Genomic DNA, 17,884 nt, shown 5'->3' on the forward strand with positions numbered 1-17,884 from the left:
GGGGATGACGCCTGAAGCCGACGCGCCGAGGCCGGACGGCCGCGCGGCGCGCTGGGCGGGACAGCGTGAGCGCCGTCGACGGGAGTTCGTCGACGCGGCGCTGCGCGCGATCGCCGCGCACGGTCCGGAGGTCTCCACCGAGCAGATCGCCGACGAGGCGGGGGTGGCGAGAACCCGGGTGTACAAGCATTTCGACGATGCCGCCGACCTGCAGCGCGCGATCGCCGACCGCGCCGTCCGCCTCATCACCGCCGAACTGGCCCCGCTGTGGGACCCCAGCGGGACTCCGATGCAGCTGATCACCATCGCGGTGGGCGCGCATACCGGCTGGCTCGCCGAACACGGGAACCTCTACCGCTATCTCGCCAGGCATTCCCAGGCCGGGCGGCGCGGCGACGCCATCACCGACGTCAAAACGGCGATCGCCCGGCAGCTCACCATCCTGTTCGAGCACTACCTCGACACCTTCGACCTCGACGGCCGGATCGCCGAACCGCTCGCCTTCGGGCTGGTCGGCCTCGTCGACGCGAGTGCCGCGCGCTGGCTGGAGAACCCGGGTGGCATCGAGTTGCCGGAGCTCGCGGCCCTGCTGGTGCGATGGATCTGGCGGGTCATCGACGACACGCTCCGTGAACGCGGGATCGAACTCGATCCCCACTCGCCGCTGCTGGTGCCGGGTACCTGAGCGCTCAGGATGTGGAAGCGGGAATGAAAGCCCGCCGTCCGCTGTCGGAGCGGTCATGGTCACCCCTTTCGACGACCCGGCCTGGGCTTCGCTGACCGGGCCGCACGCCCACTTCGCGGAGCGCTTCGGACAGGTGCTGCGCTATCAGGTCGACGTCGCGCCCTTCTACGCCCTGCCGCCCGAGCCGGACGACGGCATGTGGGTTGATGTCGCCGTGCTGGCGGGTCCCGGCCAGACGGTCACCGTCCACAACGCGCTGCCCGTCCCGGTGGACTGGGAAGTCCTCGGCAGGATCGCCGGAGTCCGGCTGGTCGACGTCGCGCTCGAAGCCGCCGAAGATCCCGAAGCCGTCGTACTGGGGCCGGACGACGTCCCGGAGATGCTCGACTTCGTGGAGCGGACCAAGCCGGGACCGTTCCGGAAACGGACCATCGAATTGGGGACATATCTGGGCATCCGGCGCGACGGCGAGCTGGTCGCGATGGCGGGGGAGCGGATGCACCCACCCGGCTGGACCGAGATCAGCGCGGTCTGCACCGATCCGGCGTATCGCGGCCAAGGGCTGGCGACCCGGCTCATCCGCGCGGCGGCGGCGAACACCTCGGCGATCCGGCTTTACCGGTCGATCGGTTTCGAGGTGATGCCGCGGCCGGACTTCGTGTCGGTCCGGGTGCCGGGCTCCTTGTGAAGACCCGCTAACGAGGGATTTCAGAAACTCGCGATGGACTGAACAGCACGGGCGGGCCAGACTTCGCGCCATGAAGGCATTGGTCAAAGCCGACCGAGCACCCGGGCTGGAACTCACCGACGTGCCGGACCCCGCCGTCGGCCCCGGCGACGTCGCCGTCCGTGTGCTGCGCGCCGGGATCTGCGGCACCGATCTGCACATCGACTCCTGGGACGACTGGGCGGCGCGCACCATCGCCGCGCCGCTGGTCATCGGGCACGAGTTCGTCGGCGAGGTGGTCGAGATCGGCCGCTCGGTGACGACGGTCAAGGTGGGCGACCTGGTCAGCGGCGAGGGGCACCTGGTCTGCGGAAGCTGCCGCAACTGCAAGGCCGGGCGGCGCCACCTGTGCGCCAGGACCAAGGGCCTCGGCGTGCACACCGACGGCGCGTTCGCGCAGTACGCCGTCCTGCCCGAGCAGAACGCCTGGGTGCACCGCACCAAGGTCGACCTCGACATCGCCGCGATCTTCGACCCGCTCGGCAACGCCGTGCACACCGCGCTGTCCTTCCCCGTCATCGGCGAGGACGTGCTGGTCACCGGCGCCGGCCCGATCGGCATCATGGCCGCCGCCATCGCGCGCCACGCGGGCGCGCGCAACGTGGTCGTCACCGACGTCAGCGAGCACCGGCTGGAGCTGGCCCGCAAGGTCGGCGTCGATCTCGCGCTGGACGTCTCCTCCGCGACGATCGCCGACGCGCAGAAGCGGCTCGGCATGGCCGAGGGCTTCGACGTCGGTATGGAGATGAGCGGGCGGCCCGAGGCGCTGCGCGACATGATCGCGAACATGTCGCACGGCGGGCGCGTGGCACTGCTCGGCCTCCCCGCTTCCGACGTGTCGGTCGACATCGCGTCCGTGGTGCTCAAGATGATCCAGCTCAAGGGGATCTACGGGCGCGAGATGTTCGAGACGTGGTACTCGATGTCCGTCCTGCTGCAGGCCGGGCTGGACATCTCGCCGGTGATCACCCACCGGTTCGGCTACACCGAACACGAGAAGGCGTTCGCGACGGCCAGGGAAGGCCGCTGCGGCAAGGTCATTCTGGACTGGACGGAGAACTGATGTACGGCGCGATGCGCGACGACCTCAAGGCCGGGCTCGCCGAGATCCGGGAAGCCGGGCTGTACAAGGGCGAGCGGGTGATCCAGGGACCGCAACGGGCTTCGGTCAGCGTCGGCGACGGCGACGTCCTCAACTTCTGCGCCAACAACTACCTCGGCCTCGCCGACCACCCCAAGCTGATCAAGGCCGCGCAAGAGGCGCTGGACCGCTGGGGCTTCGGCATGGCGTCGGTGCGGTTCATCTGCGGGACCCAGCAGCCGCACAAGGAGCTCGAAGCGAAGCTGTCGGAGTTCCTCGGCACCGAGGACACGATCCTCTACAGCTCCTGTTTCGACGCCAACGCGGGGCTCTTCGAGACGCTGCTGACGGACCAGGACGTCATCATCTCCGACGAGCTCAACCACGCGTCGATCATCGACGGCGTCCGGCTGTGCAAGGCGAAGCGGATGCGCTACCGCAACCGTGACGTCGCGGATCTGGAAGCCCGGCTCAAGGAGGCGTCCGGCGCGCGGTACCGGATGATCGCCACGGACGGCGTGTTCTCGATGGACGGCTATCTAGCGCCGCTCGACGAGATCTGTGAGCTGGCCGAGCGCTACGACGCGCTGGTGATGGTCGACGACTCGCACGCCGTCGGTTTCACCGGGCCGACCGGTCGCGGCACGCCCGAGCTGTTCGGCGTCCAGGACAAGGTCGACGTGCTGACCGGCACCCTCGGCAAGGCGCTGGGCGGCGCGAGCGGCGGTTACACCTCGGGTCGTGCGGAAATCGTCGAGATGCTCCGGCAGCGTTCGCGGCCGTACCTGTTCTCGAACTCGCTGGCGCCGTCGATCACCGCGGCCGCGCTCGCCACGCTGGAGCTGCTGGACGAGTCGGGTGAACTGCTGGGCAAGCTGCGCGCCAACACGGAGCTGTTCCGGCGACGGATGACCGAGGCCGGTTTCGACCTGCTCCCGGGCGAGCACCCGATCATCCCGGTGATGATCGGCGACGCCGCCAAGGCGGGCAAGATGGCGGATCTGCTGCTCGACCAGGGCATCTACGTGATCGGGTTCTCCTACCCGGTGGTGCCGCACGGCAAGGCCCGGATCCGGACGCAGATGTCGGCGGCGCACTCGGCCGACGACGTCAACCGGGCCGTCGACGCGTTCGTGACGGCAAGGTCCATGATGGACGAATGATCGATCCGCGACGGCTGCGCGTACTGCGCGCCCTCGCCGACCACGGCACCGTGACGGCGGCGGGCCAGGCGCTGCACCTGACGCCGTCCGCGGTCTCCCAGCAGCTGGCCGCACTCGAAGCCGAGTGCGGCCAGCAGCTGCTTCGCCGCCGGGGCAGGCGGGTTTCGCTGACCCCGGCGGGTGAACTGATGGTGGTGCACGCCAACGCCGTCGCCGCCGAACTGGAACGGGCGCGGGCGACGCTGGCCGCGCTCGATTCCGGCGTACAGGGCCTGGTGCGGCTGGCGAGTTTCGCCTCCGCCATCACGATGGTCGTGGCGCCGGCGATCGCCTCGCTGCGTGCCGGGTCGCCAGGGGTCACCATGCAGGTGCAGGACGTCGAGGGGCACGCGAGCATCCCGCTGCTGCTCGACGGCGAGGTCGATCTGGCGATCACCGAGGAGTATCGGCTCTCGCCACGGACGGATGAAAGCAGGCTCACCCGGTTCCCCCTGTACGTGGAGCCCTTCGACGTCGTGCTGCCCACAGCGCACCGGCTCGCGGAAGCGTCCGAAGTGGACATCGACGAACTCGCCGACGACGAGTGGATCGCGCCGAAACCCGGAAATCCGTGCCGTGACGTGCTGATGATCGTCTGCGCCAACCCGGCGATCCGGCACGTGTCCGACGACTTCCACGCGATCACCACCCTGGTCGCCGCGGGCGAGGGCGTGGCACTGGTGCCGCGCAACGCTTTCGCCGCCGTGCCCGGCGCTGTCGCCGTCCCGTTGCGCGGCGAGCCGCCGCTGCGCCGCGTGTTCGCCGCCGTCCGGCGGGGGAGCGCGGACCACCCGCTGCTCAAGACCGTGCTCGCCGCGCTGCTGGACGCGGCGCCTGGCCATGCGAATGCGGACCGGGGTGGTCGCACTTAGGATCTTGGCACTTGCCGTCAACGGAAAGACAGGGTGCGGATGCTCCAGATCGATGGCCTCACCTGGATCGTCACGATCGGGCTGGTGCTCGGGCTTCTGGCACTCGATCTCATCCTCGCGGCCGTGCGGCCGCACAAGGTCGGCTTCGGCGAAGCGGTGGCCTGGTCGATCGGCTACATCCTGGTCGCGGTGGCGTTCGGTGTCTGGCTGACGCTCGCGCACGGTGGGGACTTCGGGCAGCAGTACTTCGCGGGCTACATCGTGGAGAAGAGCCTGTCGGTCGACAACCTCTTCGTCTTCGTGATCATCATGAGCACCTTCGCGGTACCCGAGGAACACCAGCACAAGGTGCTCACGTTCGGCATCGTCGTCGCGCTGATCATGCGCGCGATCTTCATCGCGCTCGGCGCCACGCTGCTTTCCTTGTTCTCCTTCATGTTCCTGCTGTTCGGGCTGTTGCTGATCTATACCGGCATCCAGCTGTTCCGGCATCGCGACGAGGATCCGGACGTCGAGAACAACGTGGTGGTGCGGTCCGCGCGCCGTCTCCTGCCGCTGTCCACCGAATACGACGGCGGCAAGCTGCTCACTCGCCTGGACGGGAAACGGGTGGGCACGCCGCTGGTCGTGGTGCTGCTCGCGATCGGCGGGATCGATCTGCTGTTCGCGCTGGACTCGATCCCCGCGGTCTTCGGCGTCACCGACGAGCCGTACCTGGTCTTCGCGGCCAACGCCTTCGCTCTGCTGGGCCTGCGGGCGCTGTACTTCCTGGTGAAGGGCCTGCTCGATCGCCTCGTGTACCTGTCGGCCGGGCTCGCGGTGATCCTCGGGTTCATCGGGATCAAGCTGATCCTGCACTGGGCACACGTGGACATCGACGAGAGCGTTCCGGAGATCTCGACGCCGGTCAGCCTCGCGGTGATCATCGGCATCCTCGTGGTGGTGACGGTGGCGAGTCTGCTCAAGACTCGCAAGGATCCCTCCGCCAAGGCGCATCCGGGCTCGTTGCGCGGCTCCCGCCCCGAAGAGGACTAGCGCCAGCCGCGTTCGAGGAGGTCGAAGATCCTCTCGACGTCCTCCCGCGGATCCGGGCGGCCCCTGGTGAGCGCCGGGATGTCCAGCACGAAACGCGCGAGCGCGCGGCAGGCGATGTCGTCGAAGCCCACGCCGGTCTCTTCGGCGATGGCGGCGCCGAGGGCCGCGGCGTGCCGGGTCCACATGCGCTCGCCGTACTCCTGCAGCGCAGGGGTGCCGTTCACCAGCGCGGTGAACTCGGCGTACTGGGGATGCGTCGTGATCGGAAGCCACGTCGCGAGCACGTACTCGCGCAGTCCCTCGACGATGCTCTGGCCCTTTTCGCGCTCCCGGACGGCGGCGACCAAGCGTGCTTCGCGGTCCTGCGACTCGTCGAAGACCAGCGCCTCCTTGCCGGGGAAGTGCTTGAACAGCGTCGTCGTCGAGACGTCGGCCGCCTCGGCGATGTCGCGGATGCTCACCTGGTCGTAGCCCCGCTCCAGGAACAACTTCAGCGCGGCGTCCGCCAGCGCTTGGCGGGTGGCCGCCTTCTTGCGTTCACGCCGTCCTGGTGTCTCCATGAGCGCACCCTACCGCATGAGTTGTCACGGTCAATAAGTTGCCTCATTGCACTTTTTAACTCGTTCTGCTTTTCTGGGCTTATGACGATCAGCATCATCGGAGCGGGCCCTGGTGGGTTGACCTGCGCCCGCATCCTGCAGAAACACGGCGTCCCCGTGACGGTCTACGACCGCGATCCGCATCCCCGGGCCCGCAACCAGGGCGGCACCCTCGACCTCCACGCGGACGACGGGCAGCTGGCCCTGCGTGAAGCCGGCCTGCTCGACGAGTTCTTCGCCCTCGCCCGCCCGGAAGGGCAGGAGATGCGCAAACTGGATCCCGCCGGACGTCTCCTGGAGCATCACGTTCCTGCCGAAGGGGAGATGTTCAAACCGGAGATCGACCGCGGTCAGCTGCGCGGCCTCCTGCTCGACTCGCTGGAGCCGGGCACCGTCCACTGGGGACGGACCCTGGATCGGGTCGAGGCTCCCGGGCGCTTGCTGTTCACGGACGGAACGGCGGTCGAGACGGATCTGGTCATCGGTGCCGACGGCGCGTGGTCACGGGTCCGCCCGGCGGTTTCGGCCGCCGTGCCCGAATACGCCGGGATCACCTTCCTGGAGGCGTGGTTCGACGACGTCGAGAACGCGCACCCCGAACTCGCCGAACTCGTCGGCAAGGGCAGCGCGATGGCGGCCGACGGCGAGCGGTGCCTTTTCGCCCAGCGCAACAGCGGGGACCACATCCGGGTCTACATCATCCAGCGGCTGCCCGCGGACTGGATCGGGACGACCTCGGATGTCCGCGGCCGGCTGCTCGAGGAGTTTTCCGACTGGTCGCCGTCGATGCTGCGGATGATCACCGACAACGACGGGCCGTACGTCGATCGCCCGTTGTATGTCCTGCCCGTTCCGCACATGTGGGAGCACACGTCATGGGTGACCTTGCTCGGCGATGCCGCTCACCTGATGCCGCCGCTCGGTGTCGGCGTCAATCTGGCCATGGTCGACGCTTGTGAACTCGCCCTCGCGCTGGCTGGTTCTGCCTCTGTCGGCGAGGGTGTTGCTCTTTACGAGAAGACCATGTTGCCGCGATCGGAGGAAGTCGCGCGGCGGTTGGAGAACGGTGCTCAGGGGTTGCTCGATGTCGATTAGTGCTGGTGTGTAAGGGAAAACTCCTGGGTTTGGGAACTTTCGGTCGGTTGGCGTTCTTTATGGTTGCTCCCTGAGGGTCACGCCCGAGAACGCTTGGGGGCGAATACTTTCGGTTCATGTCGGCCGGGTCGGCGCTGCTGCTCTTCGTGGGGATATCCTGTTGTCGAAGCCCGGAGATTCGTGCGGCGGTTGGAGATTAACGTTGTCGTTTAACGGAAACTCTCGCCGGTCCGAAATTGTCGGTGGTCGGTTGTAGCTTCTGTGTGTGGACACGCGCAACGCCACTGTGGCGCTACTCAAGGAAATCACTGCTTCTGATGTGTTGAAGGAGGTCAATGCGGCGCTGGATTCTATGGAGGATAAGGATGCTGTCGACGCTGCTGTCGCGGCCTCGGAGGGGATCGCGCGGTTGGAGGCGGTCCGGTTCCGCGCGTTGGCGCAGCTGAACCGGCACCGCGACGGGGCGTCGAGTGTGGTGCAGGAGGTCGCGTTCGCTCTGTCCGTTGTGGACGGTCACGCAGGCGCCTTGGTGTCCACGGCGGCGGCGTTGACCACCCGCCTGCCCCGAACACTCGGACTGCTGGACCGGGGACAAGTGGGTGGTTATGGGGCGATGAAGGTCGCGACCGCGACCGCGTGGCTGTCGGACGACGACGCCCGCGCGGTGGACGAGGTACTGGAAGACCGGCTGCCCGGCCGGAATTCCGAGCAGATCCGGAAGGCGGCGAACCACGCGGCGATGCTGGCCGACCGTGACGGCGCCGCCCGACGCGCGGAACGCCACCGTGCCGGGCGCCGGTTGTCGATCCGGCACGGCGAGACCGGGGTCGCCTCGATCGAGGTCGACGACGGCCCGGTGGAGAAAGTCGCCGCCGCCTACACCCGGATCGATCGCGAGGCACGCGCGCTCAAGACCGGAGGCGAGACCCGCACCCTGGATCAACTGCGCGCCGATGTCGCCTTGGACCTGCTGTTGGGTGGGCAGGGCGGGAAGAGTGAACGGTGCGAGGTGTTCCTCTACCTGGACCTCAACACCTACCTCGGGATCAACGAGGATCCCGCCGAACTGGCCGGACACGGCCACATCCCGGCGTCGTTGGCGCGGCAGATCGCGTCCGGGCCGGACACGGTCCTGCGGCGGATCATCACCGACCCGCTCTCGGGGCAGGTCCTGGATTTGGGTCGGGACCGGTATCGGCCGACGGCGGGGTTGGGTGAGTTCGTGCGGGTACGGGACCGGGAATGCCGAAGACCGGGCTGCCACCGTGTCGCCCAGGCCTGCGACCTCGACCATTCGGTGCCGTGGCAGCACGGTGGCCACACGAGTGATACTGAGCTGGTCGATCTGTGCCGCCGCGACCACCGCCTCAAGGACGAACCCGGTTGGGTCTATCGGCTGGCCGAGGACGGCACCCTCACCGTCACCACACCTACGGGGCACAGGTACGACAGCACGCCACCACCACTGCACGAACCCCGCATCGAGGAACCACCACCGTTCTGAACCGTCGCCGAAAAACGGCAACGTGTACACAACGAGCGGCGCCGGGCCTGGTCGCCGAAATACGACGACGGTTGAGCGCGCGGACGGGACTCCGTACGGATCGGTGCCACGGCAACTGTCGCTGTGGTACTCACGCTTCCAGCTGGGGAGTCGCTGTGACCGCTCGTCGCCGGAATTCGGCAACGCACGGGCCGCGGGGGCGAGATTCCGCGAGAATCGGCGCGATGCCGACGGTCCTGCGGGACCCATAGCGTCGCAACTCTCCAGCTGAGGAACCCTGCAACTGCCGTCGCCGGAATTCGGCCACGGCCTGTTCGGGCGGCGGCTTCCCGTGCAGATTTGCGGAACAGTGCGCTGCCGCAAACCCCAGTCGCTCCTGCGTCTCTTGCGGAGATCTGTGGCCCATTGCCGGAATTCGGCTACGGCTCATCGCAAGAGGCGAGACTCCCTACTCGCCCCGAAACGGCAACCGTCGTCGCTGCGGTACCCATCCCGCCGCGAGCACCCCGGCAGTGTTCCCACTCAAGGGTTCGCGGAACGGTGACCGCGGAAGCCCCACCAAACCGCCTACCTCACAACAGAATCCCGTGCAGGCACCACGTCGATCTCCAGAGAAGAGTCACGCGAAGGTTCCCGCACCACCAGAGTCGCCACGAAGGTCAGCGCGATCGGTTCCGAGAGTCCGCCGAAGACCGCGGTCGCCAGGGCGTGCGGCAGTCCGACTCCCAGCGCGCGGACGTTGGTGGGGAACATCTCCGCCTTGATGATGGCCGACAAAGCGGTGTAGCCGCTGAGGAAGACCATGGCGGTGATCATGAGCAGGAAGGCGACCCACGGATTCCCTGTCCTGCCCACGAGCGTCATGATCGGGACGGTCAGCAGCATGCCGCCGACGGAGAAGCCGAACATGACCGGGCGGCGGCCCCATCGGTCGGAAAGGGCGCCGGCGACGGGCTGCATGAAGATGAACAGGAACAGGGCGGCGAAACCGATGAGTGAGGCGGTCGGCTTGGGGATTCCCGCCGTGTTCACCATGTACTTCTGCAGGTAGCTGGTGAAGGTGTAGAACGCCACCGTGCCGCCGCGGGAAGGCGAGCCGGCAGTTGCGGTGCGCTGGAAGTGCTCCGATTCCACCATGCTTCGGCGGAGGTACATCACCACGAGCCCGGCGAGCGCGCCGAGCACGAACGGGACCCGCCAGCCCCACGCGTACATCTGCGCTTCGGTGAGCAGCGACTGCATCACGATCATCACCAGCAGGGCCGAAAGCTGCCCGACGGTGATCGAGACGTACTGGAAGCTCGAGTAGAACCCGCGTCGCCGCGGAGTGGCGATCTCGGACAGGTAGGTCGCGCTCGAACCGAACTCGCCGCCCACCGAGAGACCTTGCGCGAGCCTGGCGACCACGAGGATCACGGGCGCGAGGATACCGATCGACGAATAGCCGGGAGTAAGAGCGATGGCCAGCGAGCCGAAGCTCATCAGCGTCACGGACGGGGGCAGCGCGGCCCGGCGGCCGAACTTGTCCGCGTAGAGGCTGGGCCGTCAGGTTTCCCTCGGGGAAGAAGCTGGCCGCGAAGTAGATGCTGAACGAGGCGTAGACGAACCAGTCGTACCACTCGACCAGGTTGCCGAGGCAGCCGCGGACCACGTTCGCGACGACGCCGGGTTTCTTGTGCGGCAAGGGAAGCTCCTTCGCTCCGGGAGCGCCGACCATCATGAGCTGTGATCCCTGCGGTTGAGAAATAGAAATCCGCGATGGGCACGTACCCGGTCGGCATGGTCTACCCGAGGAAGTCGCTCACCAGCTCGCTCGATTCGGGACGGCACTCGTCGAAGTAGGCGTGGCGCGCCCCGGCGAAGAGATGCATCCGCGCGTCGGGGATCCGCTCCGTCAACAGCGGCGCGTTCGCCACGGGTGCGAGCAGATCGTCGTCACCGTGCAGGACCAGCGTGGGCGCGGTGATCTCGGGAAGCACATCCCAGGCGTCGTGCGTGTTGCTCGCGACCAGATGTCCGCGCACCGCGTGCGGCGGCATGCCGTGCGCGCCCAGCACCCGGTACGGACCGGGATTGGCCGCTCGCCAGACGGGTGTGTACATCAGGTTCTCCAGCGTCTCCCGTGCTTCCAGGGAAGACCGCCGGGCCAAGGCCAACCGCACGTCGTTCGACCGCTCGACACCGTGCGTGCCACCGGGCGAGGTGCAGCCGAGCACGAGCCGCCGTACCCGATCGGGATACCGCGCGGCGACCCACTGGGCGACGCGGCCACCCATCGAGGTGCCGTAGACATCGGCTTCACCGACTCCGAGTTCGTCGAGGACCGCGATCACGTCGTCCGCGAAACCCGTTGTGGAGTAAGCGGAATCGGGTGCGTCGCTGCCACCTGTACCGCGGTAGTCCATGGTGATCGTGCTCGGGAAGTCTTCGCGCGTGCGATCCCACCACGTGTGGTCGTTCGCCTGCCCGGCCAGCAGCACGAGCGGCCTGCCCGTGCCGTGCCACTGATAGGCCAGCCGGGTGCCGTCGGCGGCGACGGCGTGGCCGGTGCGGGGGAGCGTGCTCATTCTTCTCCTGTTCGGTCTTCCCAGAGCCGTGCCGAGGGCCAGTCGCCCTCCCGCACGGTCCGGTGGATCTGCCGGACCAGCGCCCGCGCGACGGCGTCGACGGCGGGTGTGACGCGCCCCGTCCTGGGCGTACCGAGGACGACGGTGCGCCAGACCTCCGGTTCGCACACCGGAGCCGCGCTCAGGGTTCCGTCCGCGACGTCCGCCGCGATGCCGATGCCGGGCAGGATCGTCCAGCCGTGCCCGCCGAGCACGAGGCGTTTCTGCAGTGTCATGGCGTTGGTCTGCACGGTGACCTCCGCCTCGGCGCCCGCCTCGCGGGCCGCGCCGTCGATGAGGGTGCGCAGCGCGTGCCCCTCGGAGGGCATCACCAGCGGATGCGCGGCCACTTCGGCGAACGGGACGGGCTGTGCGGGATCGAGCCCGGCCGACGGGGGAGCGACCGCCCACAGCCGTTCGCGGACCAGCGGACGGACGTTGAGCGACGGTGTACTGGTCAGGTTGTGGAGCAGGCTCAGGTCGACGTCGCCGTCGTCGATCCACCGCTGGAGATGCCCGGAGTACGCGGTGAGCAGCCGCAGTTCGATCCCCGGATGCTCGCGGAACACGTCCGTGGTGAGCGGCGCGGCGAGCCGTTCGGCGGCGCTCTCCAGCAGGCCGACCGTGACGATCCCGGTGACCACCCCGGGTTTCGGGGCCAGCTCGGCACGGGCCCGGTCGAGTTCGGTGAGCGCCCGCCGGGCACGTTCGACGAGTGTCGCGCCCGCCTCGGTGGGGCGCATCCCGTGGCGGGTCCGCTCGAACAACGGCACCCCGAGTTCCTGTTCCAGGGTGCGGATCTGCCGGGTGACGGCGGGCTGGACAAGGTGCAGCAACTCGGCCGCGCGGGTCACGCTGCCGAGCTCGGCGACTGTCACCAACGCCTTGAGCTGCTTGAAATCCACCTTCACCCCTGCTCATCGCGGTCCGGTATGCGGCCATCATGATTCGGTATTTCACATACCGTCTCATCAACGCTCATGATAGCCATATGACCGAGGAAGAGACCGCCATCGTCGCGCTCGTGGCCGAGTTCGTGGATCGCGAGGTCCGGCCCGTCGCGCGGGAGCTCGACCACACGAACACCTATCCCGAGAAGCTCATCGACCAGATGAAGGCGATGGGCGTCTTCGGGCTGGCCGTGCCCGAGCCCTGGGGCGAGACCCAGGTCTCCGCCCAGTGCTACGCGCTGGTGACGGAGGAGCTCTCGCGCGGCTGGATGAGCCTCGCCGGCGCGATGGGCGGACACACCGTCGTCGCGAAGCTCCTTGCCACGTATGGCACTCAGGAGCAAAAGGACACCTATCTGCCGAAGCTGGCGACGGGTGAGATCCGGGCGACGATGGCGCTCACCGAACCCGGTGGCGGCTCGGATCTGCAGGCACTCCGCACCACGGCGCGGCGCGAGGGCGACGAGTACGTGGTCAACGGCAGCAAGACATGGATCACCAACGCGCGCCGGTCCCAGCTGGTCGCGTTGCTGTGCAAGACCGACCCCGCCGCCGAACCCGCGCACAAGGGGATCTCGATCCTCTTGGTGGAGAAGGGGCCGGGCTTCGAGGTCTCACGGGATCTGCCCAAGCTCGGTTACAAGGGTGTCGAGAGCTGCGAGCTCTCGTTCGACGACTTCCGCGCGCCGGTCACGGCACTGCTCGGCGGGGTGGAGGGACGCGGATTCGGCCAGATGATGCGGGGCCTGGAGATCGGCCGGATCCAGGTCGCCTGCCGGGCACTCGGCGTCGGCCGGGCGGCGCTGGAGGATTCCCTGCGCTACGCCCAGGAACGCGAGAGCTTCGGCAAACCGATCTGGCAGCACCAGTCGATCGGCAACCATCTCGCGGACATGGCGACCAAACTCGAGGCCGCCCGCCAGCTGACGCACCACGCGGCGCGACGCTACGACTCGGGTGAACGCTCGGACATGGAGGCGGGGATGGCGAAGCTGTTCGCCTCCGAGGCCGCGATGGAGATCGCGCTCGACGCGGTCCGCATCCACGGTGGCTACGGCTACTCGACGGAGTTCGACGTCGAGCGGTACTTCCGTGACGCGCCACTGATGATCGTCGGCGAGGGCACCAACGAGATCCAGCGCGGCGTGATCGCACGTCAGCTGATCGAACGGCACCGCATCCCGTCCTGAACACCGAGGAAGGCAGTGTGCGCCAACCACTCGAGGGAATCACCGTCGTCGCGCTGGAGCAGGCCGTCGCCGCTCCGTTCGCCTCCAGTCAGCTCGCCGGCCTCGGCGCGCGCGTCATCAAGATGGAACGCCGCGGCGTCGGCGACTTCGCCCGCGACTACGACCACACCGTGCACGGACAGTCGAGCTACTTCGTCTGGCTCAACCGGGGCAAGGAAAGCATCGAACTCGACATCAAGGAGCCGGCGGACCGGGCGCTGCTCGGCGCGATGATCGGCAGGTCGGACGTGTTCCTGCAGAACCTCGCGCCCGGCGTGGTGGAACGGCTCGGCCTCGACGCCGGGACGCTGCGCGCGGAACGTCCGGAACTGATCCACTGTTCGATCTCCGGCCACGGCCCGGAAGGTCCATATCGGACGAAGAAGGCCTACGATCTGCTGGTGCAGTGTGAAACCGGGCTCGTGATGTCCACCGGCACCCCGGAGACACCGGCCAAGGCGGGGATCTCGATCGCCGACATCGCCACCGGGATGTACGCCTACAGCGGCGTCCTCACCGCGCTGTACGACCGCGAGCGCACCGGCGAGGGAGCGAGCCTGCACGTCGCGATGATCGACTCGCTCGGTGAATGGATGAGCCAGCCCGCCTATTTCTCCCGTTACGGCCAGGAACCACCGCGGCGCACGGCGGCGGCGCATCCGTCGATCTCGCCGTATGGCCCGTATCGCACCGGTGACGACAGGGTCTTCCTGAGTGTCCAAAGTGAACGGGAGTGGATCGTGCTGTGCCGGGACGTTCTGGGACGGGAGGCACTCGTCGAAGATCCGCGCTTCCGGACCAACGACGACCGCGTCGGCAACGACGGCGAGCTCACCACGATCCTGGAGGAGACCTTCACCGGCCTGACCGCGGACGAGGTCGGGGACCTCCTGGAACGCGCCGGGATCGCCAACGCCCGGCTGCGGTCGCCGGAGCAGTTCACCCGCCATCCACAGCCGGCCGCGAGGAATCGGTGGCGCGCGGTGGAAACCCCCGCCGGAACGCTGGAGGCGCTGCTCCCGCCGGTCGAGGTCGCGGGACGGGAACCGGTCATGGGGCCGGTGCCCGTCGACCACCGGTCGCACGAGGCGTTGCGGTACGCGCGGTCGGCGCTCGTCGTCGCAGCCGCGGCCGCGGAGGGCGGCTCCGATCGACGGTGTCACCACGGCACTCGACGACGAGGCCGCGCTCGCCGCGGATATCGGCCACGCCAGAACCCTCGGGTACACCGGGAAGCTCTGCGTGCATCCGCGCCAGGTCGCCGCCGCGAATCGTGGGCTGGGCCCCGTCGGACAGCGAGATCGAGTGGGCGCGGGACGTGCTCGCGCACGCCGGAGACGGCTCGGTGGCCGTGGCGGGCGGCCAGATGGTCGACAAGCCGGTCGAAGCACGGGCAGGGCCATCCTCGATCGCGCGGATGGTCCGTTCCGACCAGCCGGATGACGCCGATGTGCACCTGGTAGTGCCCGCCGGGTGGCGGTAACGTTCCGGCGGCTGACTTTTCGTTATAAGCGAACGGAAAGAAGACGTGATCCCATGTACGAACCGGTACTGACGGAGTTCGCGACCACCGATCCGGAGCAGGCGTGTGCCCTGATCGCCGAGGCCTACCGTGACAACCGGTTGCGGGTCCGGGGCAGCGTCGAAAACTACCGATTCGAGCACAACCGGTGTGATGTGGGGGACGTGCAGATCGACCTCCTGCACAACACGCTGACCACCGAGATCGTCATCCAGCCGCTGGGCAAAGTGGTGCTCCTGCGTGTGCTGGGCGGTGAAGTGCAGGTAGAGGACAGTTTCGGCGACCGAAGGCTGGCCGCCGGCGACGTATTCGTCGCCTCGCACCCCGGCAGCGGTTACCGGACGGGAATGCACGGCTCGCGGTTGCAGATAACCAGTATTGACCTGTCGCTGTTCACCGGGATCGATCCAGCGCAGGACGGCGCGGCGATCGAGCGGTTGCGCTACGAGCCGGTGAGCCTGGAGAAGGCGCAGCGATGGCGCCGGACTGTCGAGTACATGACCGGGCTGTTCTCCGAACCGGACGTGGAGAACGGCCCGCTGGTGCTCGGCGCGGCGGGCAGGCTGATGGCCGCCATGGCACTGGACACCTTCACCGCGGGCACGGGCGACGGTCGTCCTTGTGACCGCCGGGACGCCGTCCCGGACACCGTACGCCGCGGGATCGCCTTCCTGGAGGCGAATCCGGACCTCGACCTCGGCGTCGCCGACATCGCGCGCGCCTGCCGGGTCTCGGTGCGTGCCCTGCAATTGGCGTTCCGGCGACATCTGGACACCACCCCCATGGCCTATCTGCGCCGGGTCCGGCTGGACCGGGCCAGAGCCGAACTCCGCGACGCCGAGCCCGGCGGGGGCACGACGGTGACCGGTGTCGCGGCGAAATGGGGTTTCCTGGGCGGCAGCCGGTTCAGCGCGCAGTACCGTGCGGCCTTCGGCGAGTCGCCCAGTGACACTTTGCGTAAGCGGTGAAGTTCGTTTCCGTCGGTGCGGTTCTGCGTTTTCGCCGGTAGACCGCGACCGCCGGGGCCGGTTCAATGGAGTCCGGCCCACCGGCAGTGCCCAGCCCCCGCCTACTGGTGCGCCAAACCGGGCCGGCCGGCCGGTTTCCTAGCGAGGTGCGGCGATCCCGTCGTACATGACCCGGCGGACCGCCCGGCTCATCGCGGCCTGCCGCTCCGGTGACGGGTCCCGCAGCTCGGACAGGATCGACGCGAGGATCATGCCGTTGATCGCGCGGGCGGTGGAGTCGACGTCCAGGTCCTCGTGCAGATAGCCGAGGCGGACGCCGTGATGCAGGTAGCCGGCGGTCAGCTCGGCGGCGGTCTCGTAGAAGTCCAGCACCCGTTCCCGCATCTCGGCGTCGATACCCGCCGCTTCGAGCAGGAGGAAGCGCGCCATCCGCGGGTCGCCGCCGAAGATCCGGGCGAGCGCGTCGCCGATCCGCGCGCTCTGCCTGCGGTACTCGGCGAGACTGTTGACCGCGTCCGGCGCGTTGTCCGCGGCCAGCGCGCCGACCACCTTCTCGACCAGGTCCGTGATGACGTGGTCGACGATGTCCCGTTTGTTCTGGAAGTACCGGTAGAAGGTGCCGTGCCCGATGCCCAGCCGGGCGGCGATGTCGGCGATCCCCGTCGCGTGGTAGCCCCGTTCGGCGAAGCAGTCGAACGCGGTCTCCACGATCTCGCGCCGTAGTTCCTGCTTCTTCCGTGCGGCCCTGCTGACCGGGGTCTCCGTCGTCATCCCGCCAGCTTATTGCCCGGCGCGTTCAAATGACATACGGTTCCGGAAATGATACGTCATTCCGCGAGGGCGCTGGTGCTCGGCTGCGGCGGGACCCTGGGGTTCGCCTGGACGGCCGCGGTCCTCGACGCGCTGCACGCCAAGGCGGGCTGGGACCCGCGGGAGGCGGACGTCCTGGTCGGGACGTCGGCCGGGGCCGAGGCGGTGGCCATGCTCGGGGCGGGCATCCCGGCGAAGGCGATCCTCGACGCGGTGGCCGGCGCGCCCGGTGGAGACGCCGTCGTCGCCGCGCACGTCCGGCGGGTGCCGGACAGGCTTCCCCCGGTGCCGTCTCCTCGCTGGCCCGCGACCGGCCTGGTCCGGGCCGCGTTGCGGCGGGACGTCGACACGCTCGCCGGTCTCGCGGGTCTTCTGCCTCGGGGAAGGGGCGACGCGGGCTGGCTTCGCGAACTCGGGGACACGCTGGCGCCCGGCGGCTGGGTCCCGCATCCCGCGACCTGGCTGATGGCCGCGGACCTGACCGGGAAGCGAATCGCGCTCGGCTCCCCGGACGCACCGTCCGCTCGCCTCGGCGAGGCGATCGCCGCGTCGTGGGCGATCCCCGGCTGGTTCCCCCCGTCCGTTGTGGACGGACGGCCGCTGGTCGACGGGGGCACGGTCTCCCCGACCTCGGCCGATCTCCTGCTCGGCCACGACGTCGGCGATGTCGTGCTCATCGCGCCGATGAGCAGCGAGGGCGGAGCGCCGGCACGCGGTGCGGCCCGGCTGGAACGGCTGCTGCGGACGGCGATGACCAGGAGGGTCGACGACGAGGCGCGGCGGTTGCGCGCGGCCGGCGTCCGGGTGGTCCGGATCGAGCCGGGGCCTGCCGATCTCGCCGCCATGGGCGCGAACTTCATGAACGGACGGCGGCGGAAGCACGTGCTCACCACGGCATTGAGGACGGCGCCCGGCCTGGTCGCCGAAGCCTTCGAACGAGAAGGAGTACGCGCATGACCAAGTACCCGGACCTCGATCTTGACGGGGCGCATGTGGCGA

General features: G+C 68.6%; 15 protein-coding genes and 2 pseudogenes. 12 read left to right on the top strand and 5 right to left on the bottom strand.

Annotated elements, in window-relative coordinates; all coding sequences use genetic code 11:
• The first annotated feature begins 4 nt into the window (after positions 1–4).
• The 6 genes from AC069I_RS26855 to AC069I_RS26880 all read left to right on the top strand — a co-directional run bounded on the left by AC069I_RS26855 (position 5) and on the right by AC069I_RS26880 (position 5,602).
• Positions 5–685, top strand: coding sequence for a TetR/AcrR family transcriptional regulator (locus tag AC069I_RS26855; RefSeq protein WP_478224777.1), 681 nt, complete (start codon positions 5–7; stop codon positions 683–685).
• Positions 686–740: 55 nt separating this feature from the next.
• Positions 741–1,373: a GNAT family N-acetyltransferase gene (locus AC069I_RS26860; RefSeq protein WP_478266633.1), complete on the top strand. Its 633-nt coding sequence runs from the start codon at positions 741–743 to the stop codon at positions 1,371–1,373.
• A 70-nt stretch (positions 1,374–1,443) separates the two neighbouring features.
• A complete protein-coding gene (tdh, locus tag AC069I_RS26865; protein WP_478224775.1) occupies positions 1,444–2,475 on the top strand; it encodes an L-threonine 3-dehydrogenase in 1,032 nt (343 codons plus the stop codon).
• The gene (locus tag AC069I_RS26870; protein ID WP_478224774.1) at positions 2,475–3,656 is read left to right on the top strand and encodes a glycine C-acetyltransferase; all 1,182 of its coding nucleotides are present in this window, start codon (positions 2,475–2,477) and stop codon (positions 3,654–3,656) included. The genes tdh and AC069I_RS26870 overlap by 1 nt, the downstream gene beginning before the upstream one ends.
• Positions 3,653–4,567 (top strand): LysR family transcriptional regulator, encoded by a 915-nt coding sequence (locus tag AC069I_RS26875; RefSeq protein WP_478224773.1) that lies wholly within the window; start codon positions 3,653–3,655, stop codon positions 4,565–4,567. The genes AC069I_RS26870 and AC069I_RS26875 overlap by 4 nt, the downstream gene beginning before the upstream one ends.
• Before the next feature lie 39 nt (positions 4,568–4,606).
• Positions 4,607–5,602, top strand: coding sequence for a TerC/Alx family metal homeostasis membrane protein (locus AC069I_RS26880; RefSeq protein WP_478266634.1), 996 nt, complete (start codon positions 4,607–4,609; stop codon positions 5,600–5,602).
• On the opposite strand, the gene AC069I_RS26885 is transcribed toward AC069I_RS26880, so the two are convergent.
• Positions 5,599–6,162, bottom strand: coding sequence for a TetR/AcrR family transcriptional regulator (locus AC069I_RS26885; protein WP_478224771.1), 564 nt, complete (start codon positions 6,160–6,162; stop codon positions 5,599–5,601). The genes AC069I_RS26880 and AC069I_RS26885 overlap by 4 nt on opposite strands.
• Positions 6,163–6,243: 81 nt before the next feature.
• Between AC069I_RS26885 and AC069I_RS26890 the strand changes: the two genes are divergently transcribed.
• Entirely contained in the window at positions 6,244–7,296 is a 1,053-nt protein-coding gene (locus AC069I_RS26890; RefSeq protein ID WP_478224770.1) for an FAD-dependent oxidoreductase, read from the top strand.
• A 352-nt stretch (positions 7,297–7,648) separates the two neighbouring features.
• Entirely contained in the window at positions 7,649–8,800 is a 1,152-nt protein-coding gene (locus AC069I_RS26895; RefSeq protein WP_478266635.1) for an HNH endonuclease signature motif containing protein, read from the top strand.
• A gap of 567 nt (positions 8,801–9,367) precedes the next feature.
• On the opposite strand, the pseudogene AC069I_RS26900 reads toward AC069I_RS26895, so the two are convergent.
• The 3 genes and pseudogenes from AC069I_RS26900 to AC069I_RS26910 all read right to left on the bottom strand — a co-directional run bounded on the left by AC069I_RS26900 (position 9,368) and on the right by AC069I_RS26910 (position 12,311).
• Positions 9,368–10,520: pseudogene (locus AC069I_RS26900) on the bottom strand (MFS transporter).
• Positions 10,521–10,584: 64 nt separating this feature from the next.
• A complete protein-coding gene (locus tag AC069I_RS26905; protein ID WP_478224768.1) occupies positions 10,585–11,367 on the bottom strand; it encodes an alpha/beta fold hydrolase in 783 nt (260 codons plus the stop codon).
• Positions 11,364–12,311 (bottom strand): LysR family transcriptional regulator, encoded by a 948-nt coding sequence (locus AC069I_RS26910; protein WP_478266689.1) that lies wholly within the window; start codon positions 12,309–12,311, stop codon positions 11,364–11,366. The genes AC069I_RS26905 and AC069I_RS26910 overlap by 4 nt, the downstream gene beginning before the upstream one ends.
• 86 nt (positions 12,312–12,397) lie before the next feature.
• On the opposite strand from AC069I_RS26910, the gene AC069I_RS26915 reads away from it, so the two are divergent.
• The 3 genes and pseudogenes from AC069I_RS26915 to AC069I_RS26925 all read left to right on the top strand — a co-directional run bounded on the left by AC069I_RS26915 (position 12,398) and on the right by AC069I_RS26925 (position 16,075).
• The gene (locus tag AC069I_RS26915; RefSeq protein WP_478224767.1) at positions 12,398–13,546 is read left to right on the top strand and encodes an acyl-CoA dehydrogenase family protein; all 1,149 of its coding nucleotides are present in this window, start codon (positions 12,398–12,400) and stop codon (positions 13,544–13,546) included.
• 17 nt (positions 13,547–13,563) lie between these two features.
• Positions 13,564–14,682 (top strand): annotated as a pseudogene (locus tag AC069I_RS26920) (CaiB/BaiF CoA transferase family protein); the annotation flags it as partial.
• Positions 14,683–15,121: 439 nt separating this feature from the next.
• A complete protein-coding gene (locus AC069I_RS26925) occupies positions 15,122–16,075 on the top strand; it encodes a helix-turn-helix transcriptional regulator (RefSeq protein WP_478224766.1) in 954 nt (317 codons plus the stop codon).
• Positions 16,076–16,213: 138 nt separating this feature from the next.
• Here the strand turns inward: AC069I_RS26925 and AC069I_RS26930 are convergent, their stop codons facing one another.
• Complete coding sequence (locus AC069I_RS26930; RefSeq protein ID WP_478224764.1) at positions 16,214–16,846, bottom strand: TetR/AcrR family transcriptional regulator; 633 nt, start codon at positions 16,844–16,846, stop codon at positions 16,214–16,216.
• A 48-nt stretch (positions 16,847–16,894) separates the two neighbouring features.
• Between AC069I_RS26930 and AC069I_RS26935 the strand changes: the two genes are divergently transcribed.
• Entirely contained in the window at positions 16,895–17,842 is a 948-nt protein-coding gene (locus AC069I_RS26935) for a patatin-like phospholipase family protein (RefSeq protein WP_478266636.1), read from the top strand.
• The last annotated feature ends 42 nt before the right edge of the window (positions 17,843–17,884 follow it).

This window comes from Amycolatopsis sp. NPDC043885 (assembly GCF_056435685.1).